Below are 20,445 nucleotides of genomic sequence, written 5' to 3'. Positions count from 1 at the left end.
CCTTGAAAGGCGTTCCGTGAACACTTTATCGCATCCCAAACAGTTGATACCGGACAGAATTGCCGCGTTCAGCTGCACAGACCAGAAATATGCAGAGGCCTCCGGAGGGTTTGATCCGGGATCGGAGACCCAAGGAGATCAGTGCGATCCGGAAGCTCCGAGCCCGGATCGCGCGAACGCTTGTCCGAAAAAACGGCCGAGGGGCATATAAAATGCCCCAATCTGCACAAGGATTGCTCCAGCCGGCCGCCGGTGTTTCACCCCCTTAAAGCGGAATGTTGTTGTGCTTCTTCCAGGGCATTTCCTCGCTCTTGTTGCGCAGGAGCGCCAGCGCCCTAGAGACACGCTTGCGGGTCGAGTGCGGCATGATCACTTCGTCGATATAGCCGCGCTCCGCAGCGACAAACGGGTTTGCAAACCGGTCTTCATAGTCCTTCGTGCGCTGTGCGATCTTTTCCGGGTCGCCCAGTTCCGAACGGTACAGGATTTCCGTTGCGCCCTTTGCCCCCATCACCGCGATTTCCGCGGTCGGCCAGGCATAGCTGATATCACCGCGGATATGCTTGGAACTCATCACGTCATAGGCCCCGCCATAGGCCTTGCGGGTGATAACGGTCACCTTCGGAACGCTGGCCTCGGTAAAGGCAAACAACAGCTTGGCGCCGTGCTTGATCAGGCCGCCATATTCCTGTGCGGTTCCCGGCAAGAAGCCCGGCACATCGACGAAGGTGACCAGCGGAATATTGAAGCAATCGCAGAACCGCACAAAGCGGGCCGCCTTCCGGCTGGCATCCGAATCAAGGACGCCTGCCAGCACCATCGGCTGGTTGGCGACAATCCCGACCGGACGCCCCTCGATCCGGGCAAACCCGGTGATGATGTTTTTGGCAAAGCTTGGCTGGATCTCGTAGAAATCCGCCTCGTCGACCGTCTTGAGGATCAGCTCCTTCATGTCGTAGGGCTTGTTCGGATGATCCGGGATAAGAGTGTCCAGACTGTCGTCTGTCCGGCTCGGATCGTCCTGGGTTTCGATTTCCGGAAGATCATCGAGATTGTTCATCGGCAGGAAATCGATCAGGCGGCGCATTTCCTGCAAGGCCTCGACGTCATTGTCGAATGCGCCATCCGCAATGGAAGACTTCGTGGTGTGAACCGATGCGCCACCAAGCTCTTCCGCCGTCACCGTCTCGTTGGTCACCGTCTTCACCACGTCCGGACCGGTCACGAACATGTAGGACGTGTCGCGCACCATGAAGATGAAATCGGTCATGGCGGGAGAATAGACGTCGCCCCCGGCACATGGCCCCATGATCAGGGAGATCTGCGGAATAACGCCCGAAGCCATGACATTTCGGGTGAACACCTCGCCGTAACCGCCAAGTGCTGCAACACCTTCCTGGATTCGCGCGCCGCCTGCATCGAACAGGCCGATGATCGGCGCCCGGTTGCGCAGGGCCATATCCTGGATCTTGATCATTTTTTCAGCATGCGCTTCCGACAGCGATCCGCCCAAAACGGTAAAATCCTTCGAGAACACATAAATCGTGCGGCCGTTGACAGTGCCCCAGCCGGTCACGACCCCGTCACCGGGGATATGATGCTCGTCCATGCCGAAATCGGTACAGCGGTGCTTCTTGAAGGCATCGAACTCTTCGAACGACCCTTCATCCAGAAGCACGTCGATGCGCTCGCGCGCCGTGAGCTTGCCGCGCTTGTGCTGGGCTTCAATGCGCCGCTCGCCGCCGCCTAACCGTGCCGTTTCCCGACGCTTTTCCAGTTCGGCCAGGATTTCCTTCATGGGGTGCCTCCGCAACATCATTCGTTGCAAGGGTGGTAGCATGCGCTTTTGCCGGATCAAAGTCAGCACAAGGGCGAAGACCGCCACGGACCAACGGACCGATTTGCCTACTCCTTGGGCACGAGCGCCTCGAGAAAACGCTTTAGTTGCAATTCCCGATTTGCCATGCTGTCTTTCAAGGCACAATGACGGGGCAAGGGGAGGACATGGAAGCAACATCGCCGGTCTTTAATGAAATGCTGGATGTGTCAGGCAATCCGAGGCCCGCCTATGAAAAGCTGGCGCGCTGGCTGGACGACAAACCGCCCAATTTCCTGTCCCGGAAAAGCCGCGAGGCGGAGACCATTTTCCGGCGCCTCGGGATCACCTTTGCAGTTTACGGCGCGCAGGAAGCAACCGAGCGGCTGATTCCCTTCGATCCGATTCCGCGGATCATCTCGGCGTCCGAGTGGCGGCGTCTTTGCGCCGGGATAGACCAGCGTGTGCGTGCGCTCAATGCCTTCCTGCATGATATCTATCACCGTCAGGAGATCATTCGCGCAGGGCGCATTCCGGCAGACCTGATCATCCAGAACGAGGCGTTCCTGCCGGAAATGGTCGGCTACACGCCACCGCGAAAAGTCTATTCGCACATCATCGGAACGGATCTTGTGCGGGTGTCGGAAGACGAATTCTATGTTCTGGAAGACAACACGCGCACCCCCTCCGGCGTCTCCTACATGATGGAGAACCGCGAGACGATGATGCGGATGTTCCCGGAGCTTTTCCAGACGCACCGGGTGGCGCCGGTGGAGCGCTACCCGGAAATGCTGCGTCAAACGCTGGAAAGCGTCGCGCCGGATCCGGCGAAATCCGACCAGACGGTTTGCGTCCTGACGCCCGGCATCTATAACTCCGCCTATTTCGAACACGCTTTCCTCGCCGATTCGATGGGGGTCGAACTGGTCGAAGGCCGGGACCTGTTTGTCGATGCCGGCAAGGTGTTCATGCGCACCACCCGCGATCCGAAACAGGTGGACGTCATCTACCGCCGGATCGACGACGCCTTCCTCGATCCCCTCACCTTCAATGCCGATTCGATGCTCGGCGTGCCCGGACTGTTCGATGCCTATCGCGCGGGCAATGTCACGATCTGCAATGCGCCGGGAACCGGTATCGCGGATGACAAGGCAATCTACGCCTATGTGCCCGATATCATCGAGTTCTACACCGGGCAGAAGCCGATCCTGAACAATGTGCCGACCTGGAATTGCTCGCGCGCCGATGATCTTGCCTATGTGCTCGACAATCTGGAAGACATAGTTGTCAAGGAAGTGCACGGGTCCGGAGGTTACGGCATGCTGATCGGACCGACGGCTTCGAAGCGGCAAATCGCGGAGTTCCGCAAGATCCTGCAAACCAATCCCGGCAACTACATCGCCCAGCCGACGCTCGCCTTGTCCGCCTGCCCGACCTATGTCGCCTCCGGCGTTGCCCCGCGCCATGTCGACCTCCGTCCGTTTGTCCTGATCGGAGACCAGGTCCGGATCACGCCCGGAGGGCTGACCCGCGTGGCATTGAAGAAAGGCTCGCTGGTGGTCAATTCCAGCCAGGGCGGCGGCACGAAAGACACCTGGGTCCTGGAGGACTGATAAGAACAATGCTTGGAAGAACAGCCTCCTCGCTTTTCTGGATGTCGCGCTATCATGAACGCGCCCAGAACATCGCAAAACTTCTGGAAGTCGCCTACCGGACGGCCATGGTCCCGCACAGCGCGCAGGACAGCGCGAGCGACTGGCGGCTGGCGCTGGCAAGTTCCGGCTGCGAATACGGATATACCCAGAAGGCCGGAGAGGTTTCAGCACGCGGCGTGACCGCCTACATGATCTTCGACCGTGAAAACCCTTCATCGGTCCGCACCTGTCTGGAAATGGCGCGCAACAACGCCCGGTCGGTCCGAACCGGCATCACCACCGAACTGTGGGACGCGATCAATACGACGTTTATCGAGTTTTCAGACGTCAACCCGCAATCGATCACACAGGACAAATTGCCGGATTTTCTCGCCTGGATCAGCCAGCGCGCGCATCTGTTTCGCGGCGCCCTGCTCAACACCATCCTGCGCGATGACGGCTACTACTTCAGCCAGCTGGGCAATTTTGTCGAGCGGGCAGACAATACGGCCCGGATCCTCGACACACAATATTGGGTTCTTTTGCCGGACAACGACGTGATCGGCGACGGATCAATGGAACGTCATCAATGGTCGGGAATGCTGCGCTCCCTGTCCGGATTGCGAAGCTACCGCTTCGCCTATCCGAATGCGAAGCTGAAAGCCTTCAACATCGCGGAATTCCTGATTTTGAGAAAGGAAATGCCCCGGTCTCTGACCCATTGTTACGACTGGATCGACGAAACAGCAGAGGATCTGGCCCAATTCTACGGTTCGCGTTCTCCCAGTATCGACATGGCCACGGATATCTACCGGGAGCTGGGCGAAGCCCAACTGCGGGATATCTACCAGGACGGGCTGCATGAATTCCTGACCGATTTCATCGGGCGGAACAACAGCTTCGCAGCCCAACTTGCCAAGGACTACAATTTCACCTGACCTGAAACGATTGACGAGCTGATACCGATTGATGCGCCTGACAGTCCGCCACACCACCCGCTACAGATACGAAACCCCGCTGGCCAACGCGATGCAACAGCTGCGCTTGACCCCGCCGGAGCTCGCCCATCAAAGGGTCGTGGACTGGTCCATCGAAGCCCCGGGCATTCACCGGGCCACCACCTACCGGGATGCGTTCGGCAATCTGGTGCACATGGTCTCGACGCAGGACGTGGCAGAAGGGGTGGAAATCACCGCCCACGGAACCGTGGAGGTCAGGGACACCAGCGGCGTTATTGCCCGCGACCCCAGCGCACCACCGCGCCGGATCTACACAAGGATTACTCCGGCCACCAAACCCAACCAGGCGATCCGACGGCTCGCGACCCTGGCCGACAAGCCCGATCAGGTTACCGCCTTTCATGAACTGATGCATGCCATCCGGGACAAGGTCGCCTATCGGGTCGGGGTCACAGAGACCCATGCGACCGCAGCCTCAGCACTGGCTGCGGGTGAAGGTGTCTGTCAGGACCATGCGCATATCTTCATTTCCGCTGCACGCTCGATCGGGGTGCCTGCCAGATATGTATCCGGCTATCTGCTTCTGGATGACGAACAGGCGTCGGAGGCGCATCATGCCTGGGCCGAGGTTTTCATCAACGATCTCGGCTGGGTGGCATTCGACATATCCAATGGAATATGCCCGACGGATCGCTACATCCGCTTGACCACGGGACTGGATTCGCGTTCCGCTGCTCCCATCAGAGGAATCCGTTTTGGTGGGCTGGACGAAAACATGCAGGTCGAAGTGGATGTCGTACAAGCGGCCAGCCAACAACAACAATAGTTGTCAAAGGCCCAAAACAGAGAACGGATACCTATATTAAGGGTGCGAAGTTCATTTGCGCCCGTTTGGGGCCGTTTTGAGATATTGCCATGACCTATTGTGTTGCACTGAAGCTCGACCGCGGCCTTGTCTTCGCCGCAGACACCCGGACGAATGCCGGCCTTGATAACATTGCGACGTTCAAGAAGCTTCACGTCTGGGAGAAACCCGGCGAGCGGGTGATGACCTTGCTGTCAGCCGGCAATCTTGCGGTGACCCAGGCGGTTGTCTCGCTTCTGAGCGAACACATCAAGACGTCGTCCGAAGGCCAGCCGAATATCATGACCGCCGACACCATGTTTCAGGTTGCGCGTCTGGTCGGAAGCGCCGTCCGGAAAGTCAAGGACATCGACGGCGAAGCTCTTGCAGCCAGTGCCGACAACTTTTTTGTCACCTTCATTCTGGGCGGCCAGATCAAGGGAGAAGAGCCGCGCCTGTTTCAGATCTACGCAGCCGGCAACTTTATCGAAGTCTGCGACGACACCCCGTTCCTGCAGATCGGCGAACACAAATACGGCAAACCGATCCTTGACCGGGTGACCCGCCGTGACATGCGGCTTGGTGAAGCCGCAAAAATGGTTCTGCTGTCGTTCGATTCCACACTGCGCTCCAACCTGTCGGTCGGCATGCCGGTCGACCTGTTTCTCTACAACAAGGACAGCTTTACAGCCGACCGCCAATTCAGGATCGAACAGAACGATCCCTATTTCCGGAAACTGTCCGAAGGCTGGTCGAACAAGCTGCGGGAAGCTTTTGCGGATCTCGACGAACTTGAGGTTTGATCCGGCTTCGCTTTTTTGTCATGACGCCCCTCTAAAAGCCCATCAGGCAACAAGGGTCCGCGCGCATGGTAAAAACCGCAGAAGCACCAAATCTCGTCTGGCATCGGGAGCCTTCCCAAAATTATCTTACCGAGAATGACGAAACACTGTCGCTTGTGCGGGAGATGATCAAGACCGGGCAAAAGGCAGACCTGGTGGATCTTCTCAAACGCTGGGACCCGGTCGACGTCATGCAATTGTTGACGAGGTTGCGTCTCAAGCACGCCCGCAAGCTGTTCCAATGGCTGCCCTCCAATCCGTCGGTGAAGGTGATTGCCGCCCTGAAACCGGAATATCGTGCCATCCTGATGGAAGAGGCCACGCTGGAGCAACTGCGCGATATCCTCGCCCGGCTCGATCCGGAAGACGCGACCGAGGTTCTCAACGACTTTCCGGACGATGTGGCAGCCGAAATCGCAGCGCGTTTGCCCGATTTTGAGGAAATCACCGCCCGGCAGGGCTTTGCCGACGACAGTGCCGGGCGGATCATGGCGCGTAAATTCGTGGCACTGCCGGAAACCTGCCTCGTAAGCAACGCCATCACCCAGATTCGGTCGGAAGCAGCCCGGATCAGAAAGATTTTTACCGTCTATGTGGTCGATTGCGACGGCAGACTGACCGGTACGGTCGAAGTCGGCAAACTGCTTCTTGCGCCCGCAAACGCACAACTGTCAAACATCATGAACAAGGATGTAATCGCAGTCTCTGCGGACATGGACCAGGAACAAGTCCTGCGCATCGCCAGAAAACGCGACATGCGGACCGTTCCGGTGATTGATTCGGATGGCAAGCTGGTTGGCCGAGTAACCCCGAAACAACTGACCTGGATCGCCTCGGAAGAAGCCACGGAGGACATGCTGCTCATGAGCGGTCTGTCTTCCGAAGCGAAACCCGACGATACCGTTGGCCGTATCGTCAAGGGACGTCTGCCCTGGCTTCTGGCCGGTCTTGTCGGGTCCAGCATCGCGGCGACCGTTGTCGGGTCCTACGAGGACCAGCTCGCGGAGGCCGCCATACTGGCCGCCTTCATACCCGTCACCATGTCGCTTGCCGGAAACGCCGGCCTCCAGGCCTCGGCTGTTGCCGTTCAGGGCCTTGCCACCGGCGCGCTCTGGTCCGGGGATATTTTGTTCCGGCTCTTGAAGGAGTTTCTGGCTGCCGTGATCAACGGGGCGGCCGCAGGCACCATTCTGGCCCTCCTCGTCATGCTGGCGTCGCTCGTCGTCCCGATCGAAAACCCTGCACGCCTGGCACTTGCGACATCCGTTTCCCTGCTCAGTGTGTGCACCCTTGCCGCCATGGTCGGTGCCACAATGCCCCTGCTACTGGACAGGATCGGGGTCGACCCTGCCATGGCAATCGGCGTGTTTATAACCACGTCGAATGATGTTCTCGGTGTTTTGATTTTCTTCCTGATGGCAACGACATTTTATTTGGGCTAACCCGCCATCGAAACCGCTCTGTGAATTCAGAAGCGAAGGGCAGCACGATGGAGGCTGCTCAAACAGAAACGCTCTTTCTCAGAGAAAGCCTCTCAGGGCACATTCTGCGTTGAACGTCTTCCTTGCGGGCCTGCCATAACGGATTGAATCTCAAGTGCGCCGCACGCCGCCAGGCGGTTTGCCAACCCTTCACACTCAATTCCTTATGGCGGGCCGAAGCTTGCCGTTGCCTTGTTGCACTTCGAAGCTGACCCCGCCCGCGACAAGCCAGACCCTGTATCAAACGCATGAAATTTAAAGCCTTTCGAGCCCCTGAAGAAGGTTTAATGAAGTTTCGATTTATCAGTATAATTTACAATGCTATACATAACATGAAATCGGAAGCTAATGCCGTTAAATGACCGAAACGGCGTACGTCACGAACACCATCTCGAATAATAAAGGCTAAATAATTCAAAGGCCACGGGATGGTTCTGCGCGCGTTCTTATTGAAGAGATCGCCGCAAATAACGAAACACTCAAAGCGGGACCCATCGCAATGTCACATCGTACTGCATCCCAAGACCTGAGCCAGTGGTTCGCCCTGGCCCCAATTCCGGCCTTCTTTCTGTTTTCCATGAGCGCTGCGGCGGAAGCAACAAGCCGGTGGAACAGATATGCAAACAGCTTTGCGTGCGAAGGAAGCCGCACAAAAACGGCCGCGTAGGACGCTCCGCTCTGATGAGTGATTTCGGCCAGCCAAGCCCCGTGCGCATCGGCTGGCCGACTTGCGATCAATGACCAAGCAAAATCAGCACGGCCGCATCAAATTCCTTGCGCTTGTAGGCGCGCACGTGGGCTGCTTCCGTATCTTCGCCCCACTGCTCGGCATTCCAGTCTTCTTCGACAAACGCAGCTGACCACACATCATCGGCAGACCGGACGCCCTCAGCCAATGCCAGCGCCAGAAGCGCCGAGCCGGTCAGGGAGGTGATCGTGTGAAGGGCGGCAAGCTGCAATGCGCTGAAAGCCTGCAGCCGGGCTCTGTAGGCCTCAAGAACGGCCTTGGGCTGCTCCTTGTGGATTAACCCCTCGACGCGGACGAACCGCCCGCCAAGCAGGCCTTCGGCCCATGCCACAACCGGCTCCCATTGCTGATTCTGGCGCTCCACAAGAGTTTCAGGTCCGTCGGCGCGGTAACACAGCGCATCGGTACCGGCGAATTTCGTGATGTCATCGGCGACTTCCGAAAACCGGTCTTCCACCGCATCAATCGCTGAATTGGAAATCCGTGTCAGCGGCATGGCAGCCGGATTGATTTCCTTTTCCTGTGCCTGCCATTCACAGGCAATTTCTTTGGCGAGCGCCTCACCGGGAACCAGCAGCTGCTTCTTGCCCGGTGTCTTGACCACCCGCCCGTCGAGCTTGATGACAAACCCGCCCTCCACGGTCGCGTGGAGAGCCTCCTTGTAGAAGCGTTTCGGCAACTCGCGCCGCGACAACTCGCGCGCCCGCTGTTCCGGGTCCTTTGCCGCATCTTCCTGCAGGGTTTCCAGAAAGTCCCGCATCACGCTGGTTCCTTGTCGAATTTCAAGAGTGTTTCGAGGGCGCCATGCAGCTCGTCGAACCGGTCGATCACCAGATGTGCGCCATCGGTTTGAAGGCGGCTGTGATCATGATACCCCCAGGTCACGCCAAGGGCATAGGCATTGGCAGCCCGGGCCATGGCCATGTCGAAACCGGTGTCCCCGATCATGACGGTGCGCGACGCCTCGGCACCCGTTTCCGCCAGCGCCCGGTCTATCATGTCCGGGTGCGGTTTCGAGGGCGATGTATCGGCGGTTTGAATGGTGGCAAACCAGCCGTCAAAACCGTGCGTGCCGAGAATGTGATCGACACCGCGCCGGGATTTCCCCGTTGCGATCCCAAGGAGCACATCCTTGCGGGCATGCAGTTGCTCCAGCGCCTCGCGAGTGCCCGGATAAAGCGGGTCAAAATCGATGCCGGCTTCGCGCGATGCCGTCTTGATGCTGCGATAGGAAGACGCCATCAGGGGAACCTTGTCCGCATATTGCGGGCCGACCAGTTCCAGAAACGCCCGTTCCAGCGACAGTCCGACGATCGACAAGGCCGTGCGCCGGTCCGGCATCGACAATCCGGCTGCCGCAAATCCCGCTTCCAGACCGTGCAGGATGGTCTCCTGACTGTCGACAAGCGTCCCGTCGCAATCGAAAATAACAAGGTACATGAAGAGTTCCGGATCTGGGTCGAAGGAAGGCCCGGATGTGCCGGGTTTTGCGGGTCGGGTCAAGTGGGGAGGCCTTTTGACAAGAGCCCTCCAAGAGCGGATACCCTGTTGAATTGAAATCCCCTGCTCTGCCCCCTATTCATGCTTGACCCAAGACCAGCCGACAGGACACACGCCACAACATGCAATTTGATTACAGACCCTTGGGCCCGGACGATTGGCGCGCCTGGCACGCCCTGTTTCTGGAAGGGGTACGCGATTTTCCGATGGGCTTTCTCGTCACGCCTGCGGAAACCGAAGCCCGCTCTGAAGAACATTGCCGGAAAATCCTCGCCAACAACACCAGCCGCGGCGTGTTCACGAATGGCCGCCTCGCCGGTTGTTGCAGCTACCGGCCACAGTCTCTGGAGCGCACCCGGCATCGGGCGGAAATCGGGCCGTTCTTCGTGTCCCGCGCGTTTCATGGCACGGGCGCGGCGGATGTCTTGATGACCGGTGTCATCCAGGAAGCCCGGGACGCGGGGATCATTGAACAACTGGAACTTTTCGTGGACACGGAAAACCACCGTGCTATCGGTCTTTATCAACGCCACGGGTTTAAACGCGTTGCGATCTTCCCGAACGGGGTTCGCATCGATGGCTGCTCCCGCGACGCTCATTTTTGCATCCTGCGCCTCAACAAGCCGGAACAGGCCTGACCTTGTCGAAAATCATTCTCATCATTCTTCTCGGCCTCGCCGCCATCCAGGTCATCAAGCCCCTGGGCTGGCCCGGCCTGAAAAAGCGGGCCGACGCCTGGAAACTCGTAATCGGCGCGGTCGCAGTCACCTTTGCCGCAATCATCCTGACGGCCCTGTTTCAGGGCCTTTAGAGTGACCCGCGATCGGGGTGCGCCCTTTTATTCCGTCCCTCAATCGTCATTCCTGAAAACCCGAAAGGTTTTGTCCGGGATCGGAGGGCCACAGAAGCCGCCGGTATCACAAGCACTCCAATCCCATATAGAACCCTGCGGATTTTACGGGATGGGATCAGGCAAACAACGGGGCTTCGTTACCGGATGAACTGCTCGTCCGGGTCATCGGCTTCCGGATCATAATCGCTTGCATTGAAGCCCAGCAGGTTCCAGGTCTGTTGCATATGCGGCGGCAAGGGCGCGGACACGTCGATGGTGCCGTTGCCGGACGGATGCGGGATCACGATCCGGCGCGCCAGAAGATGCAGGCGGTTCTGGATGCCGCCCGGCAGTTCCCAGTTTTCGATGTTGAAATACTTGTCGTCACCGATGATCGGATTGCCGATATGGGCCGCATGGGCGCGCAGCTGGTGGGTCCGGCCCGTCACCGGCTTCATGGTCACCCAGGACAGCTTCTGCGCAGACTGCTCGAACACCGAATAGAGCGACACTGCGTGCTGGGCGTCGTCTTCACCGTGGCGCGCCACCCGCATGCGCTCTTCCGCCTCGCTGCGGGCGAGATAGGTGGAGATCCGGCCCTGCTTCGGCTTCGGCACCCCGGCAAGCATCGCCCAATAGATCTTGCGCGTGTTGCGGTGGCGGAAGGCCTTGGTCAGTTCCTGCGCCGCCTTTCGGGTCTTGGCGACCAGAATGATCCCCGAAGTTTCCCGGTCCAGCCGGTGCACAAGACGCGGTTTTTCGCCCTTCTTGTTGACGAAGGCGTCGAGCATGCCGTCGAGATGCCGTTTGAGGCCGGAACCGCCCTGAACCGCAAGCCCTGCCGGTTTGTTGAGCACCATCACCTGGCTGTCCTCGAACAGCATCATGTCGTCGATCGCCGCCTTGTCGTCGGCAATCAGCTTGGAGGATTTCGGCCGGGCATTCTTCTTGTCATCGGCTGGAAGTTCCACGCCAAGCGGCGGGATCCGGATGGTCTGGCCGGTCGCAATCCGGGTGTTGCTTTCCGCGCGCTTGCCGTCAACGCGGACCTGCCCCGTGCGCAGGAGTTTCTGGAGCTTGCCGAAGCCAAGCCCCGGATAGTGAGCCTTGAACCAACGATCAAGCCGCATGCCCGCTTCGTCGGCGGTCACCTGTTTTTGTTCAATTCCGGACATTTATATCTCTGCCTCGCCTCAACCGCTGCCGGCAGGCGCTTTCCTTCGGGCGGGGCCAGCACCAGCTGGGACAACACCGCATCAAACCGTTGCCCCGCTCATAAAAGGAAACGCGCGGTTTTGAAAGGGTTCAGAGCATCGAAGCAGAGAAAACCTGTCAGGCCGCCAAGTGCCGCATGATGTGCAAGCCCACGAACACCGCGGCAATCGACGCAAGGACGGACGAAACGACATAGGTCAGCGCCAATCCGGTGTCCCCCCTTTCCCACAAAACGGAGGTGTCCAGAGAGAAGGCGGAGAAGGTGGTGAAACCGCCCAGCAGGCCGGTGGCGACAAAGTACCGGACGCCCTGCATATGCGCCACTTCGTGCCGCACCAGCCAGCCGATGAAAAGCCCCATGATCAGCGATCCGGCGACATTTACCGTCAAGGTGCCAACCGGGAAGCCCGGACCGAAGGCCCGCAAGGTCCACAGCGACACCAGATGGCGAAGGCCCGCGCCAATTCCTCCGCCAAGCATGACCAGAACAAGATGCTTCACGCCCCGCCCCTATTCACCCGGAACGGCCGGTTTTGTCTGGTCCTTTTGGTCGAGTTTCTCGAATTCCTTGACCTGCTGATCGTATTTCGGGTCGATGGTGCCGCAGACCCGGTCCCAGAACGAGAAGAAATTGGCAAAATTGTACCGGAACCGGGAATGATGCTGGTCATGGAAGGTGACGCAGACCATTGGTGAGGGCATGCGCGACCAGGGAGAGGCGTAGAACTCGAAGCCGGAATGCCCGATCGTGCCATTGAAATGATCCCACAGCCGGTGGGCAATCAGGACAATCACCGGGATCGGCAGAATGATGACGGCAAAGAGATAGTAGCTCTGCATGACGAACGCATCGACAAGATCGTCGGAATAGGTGCTCCATACGGTCGGCGCGACCGAGCGGTGATGCTCCGCATGAAACCGGTACATCAGCCTGGTGTGCATGAACCGGTGCATCCAGTAAAACCATGTGTCAAAGGCGATGATCGACACAAGGAACATCAGGATCGCAGACCACCAGGTCAGCTCAAGCGGCGGGACCAGTGTCCAGCCTTTCAGCGACAGGAAGATCCCCCCGGCGAGACACCCGCCGGTCACCGTCAGGGACAGAACGCTTGCACGGATTTCCTTGGCCATGCGCTTTTCGCCGCGCCGGTGCTGCTGGATCCGGCGTTCGGGATGGCGGTTCTGGATCTTGATCAAGACCCACCCGGTCGCGAAGTACAGGAACACGTTGATCCCGTAGACAGCCGCGTAAATCGGCAAAAATTCCAGCAAATTGGCAAGCGCCTGATCAAGCATTCCGAAAACCTTCGATAAATTATGAATTGCCGAAAACACAGGGGCTTATGCCGTGTTCTTCGCAACCTTCGTGTCTTCCGTGTCCGGAACCTCGCCCGTCGTTTCCATCTCTCGGACAAGCGCATCATATTTGGGATGCACCGTTCCGCATACCCGGTCCCAGAACGAGAAGAAATTCCCATAGTTATAGTGGAACTGGGAATGATGCAGATCATGGAACGTGGTGCAAATCATCGGCGAGGGCCAGCGCGAGGATTTTGAAGCGAAATACTCGAAGCCCGAATGACCGACCATGCCGGAAATCTGATCAAACAGCCGGAGGGCGAAAACGGACAGGGCCGGAACAGGCAACACGAACCAGACCACGAGATAAAACCCGTGTTCGATCAGCGTATCGATCGTGGTCGAACTGTCATTGCTCCAGGCGGTGGGGGCGATCGAGCGGTGGTGCGGCACGTGCCATTTATAGAGCGACGGCCAATGCAGGATCCGGTGTCCCCAGTAGAACCAGGCATCGAACAGGATCAGGCAAACCGCAAACATCAAGGGAAACGACCACCAGCTGAGCGCCAGCGGCTCAAACAGCACCCACCCTTGCGTCTGGGCGAAAAAACCTGCGGACAAAAGCGCGGAGGACGTCGCGAGCGCACTCAGGGACGAACGAATTTCCTGGCGGACACGTTTCATCCCGTCCCGGTGCTTCTGGATACGGCGCTCCGGATGCCGGTTGTTGATCGCCGACATGGTCAGTCCGGTCGCGAAATAAACCGCCAGCATGGAACCGTATGTGACCGCGAACACCAGAAGGTAGTCAGTAAGAAGGGAAACCAAGGCTCAATCTCTTTGCTGGGCGTACAGGTCTTCGAAACCGGCGACCTTGTCGTCATAGGTCGGGTGAATCGTACCGCACCACCGGTCCCAAAAGGAAAAGTAGTTCGCGTAATTATAGACGAAATACTGGTGATGCTGGTCGTGATAGAGGGTACACAGCAAGGGCCAGGGTTTGCGGGCCGACGCACTGGCGAAATGCTCGTAGCCGCAATGGCCGATGGCCGCCGAGATCTGATCGAAGACCCGGTGGCCCAAAAACACCAGCGGCGGCACCGGCAGGACGAACAGGACAAGCGCGTAATAGCTGTGTGCGAACAATGTATCGACGCTCGACCCGGCATCGTTGGACCAGACCGTCGGCGTGATGTTCATGTGGTGCGGCTTGTGAAACCGGTAGAACACCTTGGTATGCAGGATCCGGTGCCCCCAATAGAACCAGGTATCATGCAGCAGCAGCGACACGACAAAGAACAGCGGCACCGACCACCAGCTCAAGGCAACCGGCGCAAACAGCGTCCAGCCCTTTGCCTGGCAGAACAGACCGATGCCGAGGCAGACACTTGTGATCGAGAGCTGGCCCATGGATGACTTGATATCATCAAGCGGCCGATGAGACGGGTCCCGCTTCTGGATCCGGCGTTCCGGATGCCTCCGGTTCATCAGCTCCATCACGGTGCCGGTGGAAAAAAGCAGGATCAGACTGCCCGCATAAAGGAGCGCAACAAGACCAAAAAACCCTGCCAAACCGGCATCGGCAAAAACTTGAAAAACATCCGCCATCAACAACAATACCCGCAATCCAGTAAATTCCCGCCAAAGATGGTCACAGCACCCGTCTCCGGCAGAGTGCTTCCTTCAAGCATAGATCACGGCAGCTGAAAAGCGCTCCGCTGCGTTTCGGCAACTTTTTCGCGAGGTGCGGCAGTTGCGCCAACACGCGCACGCAGATCCGCGATGAGAGCATCACTGTGCTCAAGATGCGCAGCCTCATCCTCCAGTATGGCCATCATCAGTTTTTGCCTGACCCTGAACAGCTCAGGCTCACTCAACGCGGCATTCCCGGCCGCCGACTGAACGATGCTGATCAACCGGTCCGCGGAGTTCAGCCGGCCCCACAGGTAATCGTGTTCGCGCCAGCTGTGATTGAAGAACGCGCCGAACATGTTGAGTTCTTTCCCCTTCAGCTCGACGCCGTCCGGAAAAAACACTCCCCCGTCCTCACAACTGATCCGGTCCACCAAGGTCTCGTTGATTTCGGCAAAATCGTTGGTCTGAAGCAGCGGAAAGGTTACCAGGTCATAAAAGGCAAACCCCACATAGGAGCGAACGATATCCTTGTGCAGGACGTCAGGCAGGAGTTCCTCCGCCCTGATCCCGATCAGATCGTCATGAAGACGGTCGAGATCCTGCAACCCCATCAACTGCGAGATATGGGCCAGCAAGTCATCAAATGCCCGGTCCTGTCCGGTGGCCGCCTTGCCTTGCCGGGCAGCCGCCGAAACAGCCGCTGCAAACCTTGCGCAAGCCTGACGGGTGTCCTTCCCGTAAAAATCGGCTTCCAGCCGCCAGCTCAAATGATCGATCTGTTCGTAGAGCAGCGCCTTCAAGACATCGAGCGCGTCCGTGTCAACATATTCAACCTCGCCTTCCGATACCATCCTGTAGTGGCGGTTGAGGTGCCTGATTGCAAAGCGCAGCCGCCTGATCCGATAGTCCACGTCCAGCCAACGCAGGGCGGCCACGACCGGCGCGTCCGGCGTCATCTTTCCGTTCTGGGAGGATACGGCCAGCCGGTCGCTGACATCCGACAGCAGCCAGTCTTCGTCAATCTTTTGCCCCTCATACCGCGCCAATCTGGCCAGCAGATCCGCCAGCCGTTCGCTCAAGGAATGGGTTTTGAGGGATTCGTAGTTCAAATAGGCATAGCCTGCCTGCCGGTGCGCTTCCTCATTGGCCTTCAGGCGATACAGGCCGAGATCTCCCGGCTTGATCCGGCCGCGTTTGGGGAGGATTTTTCTGACCGCGTCACTCACAACCGGATCTGCGGCGGCGATCGTGTGAGACAGCCACCGGCTCCGGCGGTTGCGGGCCTCGATGTCCTTCAGCTCGTCGCCGATCGGCTCATTGCGGGGAATGTTGGCCAGAGATGCCAGAATCACCCGGAAGAAGGTCGGCTGCTTGCCCTCGTCCATCGGGCGGTTCCGGCCGGCCGGAAGCGGATCGACATACACAAGCCGTCTGGCCACCTCACGTGACGCAGGCCGCTTGCGAATGACATCCACGACCGGTGCAAACGGCTTGTTCATGACAACGCTGCCATCAACAAAGGCGTGTTTTTCGATGGCTTGCGGATCAAGGCCGAGGCTGTCCCGGATAAACGCATCCCGGCGTGGCCAGCTCGTTCCGCGCTTTTTGAGAAACAGGTCCATTTCGGACACCGTTACCGGCTTGAAAGCACCGGGAAACGAAGACGTCGCCCGTGCTGCAAACACATGCTCCGGGGCAAAATTCGGTCCCAGTTCACTCTGGAGTACGCCACTCGCCCGGTGACGGGCCTTGAACCTCAAAATCCGGCGGTGATCGCGTTCCTCGATAAAGGATGGATCGTCGATCTTGATCCGGCGGCTCCGCCCGAAGAAATCGGTCACGGTCACGAAAAGATCGAGACGCTGGCCCCTGGGTATCAGCGTGTGCCCGGTTTCGTAATGTGCATCCATGCCCTCACATGCATCCATCAACCAACCCAGATAGGCTTCGGCTGAAAATGGTGGCGAAAACCACCGTGATTGCATGAAGAATTTCAGTTTCTCGCGCGTTTCGTGATTGGTGATCTGGCGTTTCAGCTGTCCTTCCAGCAAACGGTTCAGGACGGGTCCGGCCCCGGACTTCAGCAACCGGACGACCCCGCTACGCGGCTTGCAGATCCGCGTGACATCGGCATTGTTCAGCCACAGATCACCATGGCCGTCCAGCGGGAGATCGTGGGCAATGGCGCGGGCAAGCATGATGCCGCTCACACCGCCCGCAGATGCGCCGGCAATCGCATCGGCCACAACCTGAATATCAACCTTTCCGGCAAGCTGGTCGAGATAATCCCGGTACACCTGCTCGACCCGGGACAAAGGCCGCAAACGGCCAGCGCCCAAAGGTCCGTTGCCGTGATGAGACGCACGATCCGACGACGCACGGATCAGATGAAAGATCTCCCGGCTGACACCATGCATGTAGACTGCCAGGGACACACCGCCATAGAAGACAAGAGCCAGACGCAATTCGATCTGTTTCATACGGGCCCCGCAATCCAAACTCGAAATCAAAAGCGTTTTGCCTGTCCCGCAGCGCGACGGCGAAGCGGGGTCAGCTGACCGGAAGGCTGTTGCCAGCCGGCTCATGACCAACCGGCGGACACTCCCCTGCCCGGGCCGCTTTCCCAAGGCACATCAATCTGCCTTAACTATACAGAACACAACTTATATTTCGATTGCTCTATTTGACGGGGCAGCAGTTGATGGGCACGGGTCAAACCTGCTCAGGGCCCCGCCATCATCTAACGCCCCTATCCGCGCTGGCGCTCCTTGCGGAGCTTTGCCCAGTAGTCGAGACGCTTTCGCAAATCGCGTTCAAAACCACGCTCCGGCGGGTCATAATACTGCTGGCGCCCGAGGTCCTCGGGGAAATAGTCCTGCCCGGAAAAGGCGCCCGGGGCATCATGGTCGTACTCGTAGCCTGCGCCGTAGCCCTCCTGCTTCATCAGCTTGGTCGGCGCATTGAGTATATGCTTTGGCGGCAACAGGGATCCGCTGGTCTTGGCACTGCGCATCGCGGATTTATAGGCCACATAGACGCCGTTGGATTTGGGGGCGGTTGCCAGATAGACCACCGTTTGGGCCAAGGCCAGTTCGCCTTCCGGCGAGCCGAGCATCTGAAACGCATCACGCGACGCATTGGCCTGAACAAGGGCGTTCGGGTCGGCCAGACCGATGTCTTCCACCGCCATTCGGATCAAGCGGCGGGCAAGATATAGCGGGTCCTCGCCGCCATCCAGCATGCGGCAGAACCAGTAAAGCGCGGCATCGGGATCGGACCCGCGCACCGACTTGTGCAATGCCGAGATCAGATTGTAGTGCCCATCCGCACTCTTGTCGTAGATCGGGGCGCGCCTTTGGACAATTTCCTGAAGCCGCTCCGCATCAAACACTTCATCCTCGGACACCGCCCGCCAGACGTCTTCCGCCAGGGTCAAGGCAGACCGTCCGTCGCCATCGGCCATGCGCATGAGAACGGCACGCGCCTCTTCATCCAGAGGCAGGGATTTTCCCTCTTCCGCCTCTGCCCGCTCCAGAAGACGCTTGAGCGCTTGCTGATTGAGCGCATGAAAGGTCATCACATGGGAGCGCGACAACAGGGCCGCGTTCAGCTCAAAGGAGGGATTTTCCGTTGTCGCTCCGACAAGCGTAATGGTGCCGTCTTCCATGACGGGCAGGAAACTGTCCTGCTGGGCCCGGTTGAAGCGATGGATCTCGTCGACGAACAACAGCGTTGCCCGGCCGCCCATCCGCCTGGCCCGGGCAGTCTCGAAGACTTTTTTCAGTTCCGCAACGCCACTGAAAATCGCCGAGATTTGCTCGAAGGCCAGATCCGTCTCGTCGGCCAACAGGCGCGCAATCGTGGTCTTGCCCGTCCCCGGAGGCCCCCAGAAGATCAGCGAGCCCAGAGACCGTGTCCTGAGCATCCGGGTCAGCACGCCTTCCGGACCCAGAAGATGATCCTGCCCGACAACGTCTTCGAGTTTTTTCGGCCGCAACCGGTCTGCCAAAGGACGCGGCGTGGTGTTGCCGAGCCCCGAGGCTTCAAAAAGATCGCTCACATGTCACCTGTCAGCTGCGCAAGGTGATCCGGCGGACCTCGCCGCCGCGCTCGATATCGAGCCGCCAGATACGTGGCGGTGTCTTGGTGATGGTCTCCAGCATCCGCGATGTCTCGACCGTCTGGTCATTGATGGCGCGCACAATGTCGCCCGGACGCAGTCCGACCCGCTGCGCCGTGCTTCCCGCAGAAACCTCCGCGATGACGACACCTTCGAATTCGGTTTCAAGCCGCAACTCCTCCGCCACGGCCGGTGACAGGTTCATGACCGTCGCGCCTTCAAAGGGCGAGTATTCCTTGAGTTTCCGGGCATCGCGCGGCACTGTTTCCGGTGCGGGCGACAGGGCGACCTCGACAATCTCCTCGCGGTTTCCGCGCATGATCGTGAAACGCGAGGTTTCGCCGACCGGCCTGGTCGCAAACCGGTAGCCGAAAGAATCCGGGTCCAGCACTTCCTTGCCATCCACGGCAATCACCAGATCGCTCACCCGCAAGCCTGCCTCCTCTGCCGGAGAGCCTTCAAAAATATTGGTCACGATCACCCCGCGCGGGCGTTCAAGCGACAAGGCGTCGGCAATCTCGGCGCCGACCAGCTGAACCGTTGCCCCGAGCCAGGGCCGCTGGACCTTTCCACCCTGCCCGGCCGCGGACGCGACAAACCGGGCCATATGGGCGGGGATCGCAAAACCAATCCCGTTCGACCCGCCGGAGCGGGAGAAAATCGCCGTGTTGATCCCCACCAGCTGGCCGGTCATATCGACCAGCGCACCGCCGGAATTCCCGGGATTGATCGCAGCGTCCGTCTGAATGAAGAACTGATAGTCAGTCACACCGACCTGAGTGCGGGCAAGTGCGGACACAATGCCCTGCGTCACGGTCTGCCCCACGCCAAACGGGTTGCCGATTGCAAGCACGATGTCGCCAACTTCCAGACTGTCCGAATCGGCAAAGGGCACGTAGTCGAACGGACCGTCATCCTTGATCTTGAGAACAGCCAGATCCGTGCGCTCATCCATCAGCACGATGTCGGCATCGAATTCCCGGCGGTCGTTCAGCGCAACCCGCACTTCATCCGCATCCTTGATCACGTGATGATTGGTGATCACGGTCCCGTCTTGCGACACGATCACACCCGATCCGAGCGAGGATTGCACGCGTTCCTGCGGGCGGCTCAGACCCCGCCCGGGGTCTCCGAAAAAGCGGCGGAAAAACGGGTCATCGAAAAACGGAGACCGGCGTTGCTGCTGCACCACCTTGCGGCTGGCATAGACGTTGACGACGGCGGGAGCCACCTGCCGGACAACCGGGGCGAAGGACAGCTTGATTTCCTGTTCGCTCGCCGGAATCTGCCGGCGCTCGGTTTCTGCCGCCGAATGGGCTGCTGTCGCCAGTCCGAGCAGTACTGCCACGCCAAAAGTCGCCAGAATGGCAAACTGGGCCAGCCAGACCGGTCTGAAGTCGCGCATCGTGATCTCCTCGAGTTATCCCGAATTCTTGTCCCGGTGATTGCTACCGGAGTGTTAGGGATAAAGAGAGGCGCGCGAAATGAAAAGGCCGCCGGTCAACCGGCGGCCAGAT

The 20,445-nt window shown here is 59.0% G+C and carries 18 protein-coding genes; 7 read left to right on the top strand and 11 right to left on the bottom strand.

Features of this window, described 5'->3' with window-relative positions; translation table 11 throughout:
• Positions 1-265: 265 nt before the first annotated feature.
• Positions 266-1,798, bottom strand: coding sequence for an acyl-CoA carboxylase subunit beta (locus E1297_RS15435; RefSeq protein ID WP_155139708.1), 1,533 nt, complete (start codon positions 1,796-1,798; stop codon positions 266-268).
• Positions 1,799-2,004: 206 nt separating this feature from the next.
• On the opposite strand from E1297_RS15435, the gene E1297_RS15430 reads away from it, so the two are divergent.
• The 5 genes from E1297_RS15430 (at position 2,005) to mgtE (ending at position 7,537) form a co-directional block, all read left to right on the top strand.
• The gene (locus E1297_RS15430) at positions 2,005-3,429 is read left to right on the top strand and encodes a circularly permuted type 2 ATP-grasp protein (RefSeq protein ID WP_155139706.1); all 1,425 of its coding nucleotides are present in this window, start codon (positions 2,005-2,007) and stop codon (positions 3,427-3,429) included.
• An 8-nt stretch (positions 3,430-3,437) separates the two neighbouring features.
• Positions 3,438-4,388 carry an alpha-E domain-containing protein gene (locus E1297_RS15425; RefSeq protein WP_155139704.1) on the top strand — a complete coding sequence of 317 codons (951 nt, stop codon included), beginning with the start codon at positions 3,438-3,440 and terminating at the stop codon, positions 4,386-4,388.
• A gap of 31 nt (positions 4,389-4,419) precedes the next feature.
• Positions 4,420-5,235 carry a transglutaminase family protein gene (locus E1297_RS15420; RefSeq protein ID WP_155139702.1) on the top strand — a complete coding sequence of 272 codons (816 nt, stop codon included), beginning with the start codon at positions 4,420-4,422 and terminating at the stop codon, positions 5,233-5,235.
• An 89-nt stretch (positions 5,236-5,324) separates the two neighbouring features.
• Positions 5,325-6,056 (top strand): proteasome-type protease, encoded by a 732-nt coding sequence (locus tag E1297_RS15415; protein ID WP_155139700.1) that lies wholly within the window; start codon positions 5,325-5,327, stop codon positions 6,054-6,056.
• A 65-nt stretch (positions 6,057-6,121) separates the two neighbouring features.
• A complete protein-coding gene (gene mgtE / locus E1297_RS15410) occupies positions 6,122-7,537 on the top strand; it encodes a magnesium transporter (protein ID WP_155139698.1) in 1,416 nt (471 codons plus the stop codon).
• 773 nt (positions 7,538-8,310) lie between these two features.
• On the opposite strand, the gene E1297_RS15405 is transcribed toward mgtE, so the two are convergent.
• On the bottom strand, positions 8,311-9,084 hold the full coding sequence (locus tag E1297_RS15405; RefSeq protein WP_155139696.1) for an ATP12 family chaperone protein: 774 nt from the start codon (positions 9,082-9,084) through the stop codon (positions 8,311-8,313).
• Positions 9,084-9,764, bottom strand: a complete 681-nt coding sequence (locus E1297_RS15400; protein ID WP_155139694.1) for an HAD-IA family hydrolase — start codon at positions 9,762-9,764, stop codon at positions 9,084-9,086. Before E1297_RS15400 ends, E1297_RS15405 begins: the two co-directional genes overlap by 1 nt.
• A gap of 182 nt (positions 9,765-9,946) precedes the next feature.
• On the opposite strand from E1297_RS15400, the gene E1297_RS15395 reads away from it, so the two are divergent.
• Together E1297_RS15395 and E1297_RS49180 are read left to right on the top strand one after the other, a co-directional pair.
• The gene (locus tag E1297_RS15395; RefSeq protein ID WP_155139692.1) at positions 9,947-10,462 is read left to right on the top strand and encodes a GNAT family N-acetyltransferase; all 516 of its coding nucleotides are present in this window, start codon (positions 9,947-9,949) and stop codon (positions 10,460-10,462) included.
• A gap of 2 nt (positions 10,463-10,464) precedes the next feature.
• Positions 10,465-10,635 (top strand): hypothetical protein, encoded by a 171-nt coding sequence (locus tag E1297_RS49180; RefSeq protein WP_196223326.1) that lies wholly within the window; start codon positions 10,465-10,467, stop codon positions 10,633-10,635.
• Positions 10,636-10,814: 179 nt separating this feature from the next.
• Here E1297_RS49180 and E1297_RS15390 read toward each other — a convergent pair whose 3' ends face one another.
• From E1297_RS15390 to E1297_RS15355, 8 genes are all read right to left on the bottom strand, one after another.
• A complete protein-coding gene (locus E1297_RS15390; protein WP_155139690.1) occupies positions 10,815-11,831 on the bottom strand; it encodes an RluA family pseudouridine synthase in 1,017 nt (338 codons plus the stop codon).
• Positions 11,832-11,988: 157 nt separating this feature from the next.
• Entirely contained in the window at positions 11,989-12,372 is a 384-nt protein-coding gene (gene crcB, locus E1297_RS15385; RefSeq protein WP_368669575.1) for a fluoride efflux transporter CrcB, read from the bottom strand.
• A 9-nt stretch (positions 12,373-12,381) separates the two neighbouring features.
• Positions 12,382-13,170, bottom strand: a complete 789-nt coding sequence (locus E1297_RS15380) for a sterol desaturase family protein (RefSeq protein ID WP_155139688.1) — start codon at positions 13,168-13,170, stop codon at positions 12,382-12,384.
• Between the two features lie 45 nt (positions 13,171-13,215).
• Positions 13,216-14,001: a sterol desaturase family protein gene (locus tag E1297_RS15375; protein WP_209015803.1), complete on the bottom strand. Its 786-nt coding sequence runs from the start codon at positions 13,999-14,001 to the stop codon at positions 13,216-13,218.
• Between the two features lie 3 nt (positions 14,002-14,004).
• Positions 14,005-14,781: a sterol desaturase family protein gene (locus tag E1297_RS15370; protein WP_155139686.1), complete on the bottom strand. Its 777-nt coding sequence runs from the start codon at positions 14,779-14,781 to the stop codon at positions 14,005-14,007.
• 86 nt (positions 14,782-14,867) lie between these two features.
• Entirely contained in the window at positions 14,868-17,288 is a 2,421-nt protein-coding gene (locus E1297_RS15365; protein ID WP_155139684.1) for a patatin-like protein, read from the bottom strand.
• A 269-nt stretch (positions 17,289-17,557) separates the two neighbouring features.
• On the bottom strand, positions 17,558-18,868 hold the full coding sequence (locus E1297_RS15360) for a replication-associated recombination protein A (protein ID WP_368669574.1): 1,311 nt from the start codon (positions 18,866-18,868) through the stop codon (positions 17,558-17,560).
• A gap of 10 nt (positions 18,869-18,878) precedes the next feature.
• Entirely contained in the window at positions 18,879-20,333 is a 1,455-nt protein-coding gene (locus E1297_RS15355) for a DegQ family serine endoprotease (RefSeq protein WP_155139682.1), read from the bottom strand.
• Positions 20,334-20,445 lie beyond the last annotated feature (112 nt).

This window comes from Roseibium sp. RKSG952 (assembly GCF_009711355.1).
The sequence above is the reverse complement of the archived record's forward strand: the minus strand, read 5'-3'. Positions and strand labels throughout refer to the sequence as shown.

Coding starts and splice junctions, on each gene's coding strand:
- E1297_RS15425 (WP_155139704.1), top strand. CDS start 3,438: ATGCTTGGAAGAACAGCCTCCTCGCTTTTCTGGATGTCGCGCTATCAT.
- E1297_RS15390 (WP_155139690.1), bottom strand. CDS start 11,831: ATGTCCGGAATTGAACAAAAACAGGTGACCGCCGACGAAGCGGGCATG.
- E1297_RS15400 (WP_155139694.1), bottom strand. CDS start 9,764: ATGTACCTTGTTATTTTCGATTGCGACGGGACGCTTGTCGACAGTCAG.
- E1297_RS15380 (WP_155139688.1), bottom strand. CDS start 13,170: ATGCTTGATCAGGCGCTTGCCAATTTGCTGGAATTTTTGCCGATTTAC.
- E1297_RS15430 (WP_155139706.1), top strand. CDS start 2,005: ATGGAAGCAACATCGCCGGTCTTTAATGAAATGCTGGATGTGTCAGGC.
- E1297_RS15415 (WP_155139700.1), top strand. CDS start 5,325: ATGACCTATTGTGTTGCACTGAAGCTCGACCGCGGCCTTGTCTTCGCC.
- E1297_RS15370 (WP_155139686.1), bottom strand. CDS start 14,781: ATGGCGGATGTTTTTCAAGTTTTTGCCGATGCCGGTTTGGCAGGGTTT.
- E1297_RS15365 (WP_155139684.1), bottom strand. CDS start 17,288: ATGAAACAGATCGAATTGCGTCTGGCTCTTGTCTTCTATGGCGGTGTG.
- E1297_RS15435 (WP_155139708.1), bottom strand. CDS start 1,798: ATGAAGGAAATCCTGGCCGAACTGGAAAAGCGTCGGGAAACGGCACGG.
- E1297_RS15420 (WP_155139702.1), top strand. CDS start 4,420: ATGCGCCTGACAGTCCGCCACACCACCCGCTACAGATACGAAACCCCG.
- mgtE (WP_155139698.1), top strand. CDS start 6,122: ATGGTAAAAACCGCAGAAGCACCAAATCTCGTCTGGCATCGGGAGCCT.
- E1297_RS15405 (WP_155139696.1), bottom strand. CDS start 9,084: ATGCGGGACTTTCTGGAAACCCTGCAGGAAGATGCGGCAAAGGACCCG.
- E1297_RS15395 (WP_155139692.1), top strand. CDS start 9,947: ATGCAATTTGATTACAGACCCTTGGGCCCGGACGATTGGCGCGCCTGG.
- E1297_RS15355 (WP_155139682.1), bottom strand. CDS start 20,333: ATGCGCGACTTCAGACCGGTCTGGCTGGCCCAGTTTGCCATTCTGGCG.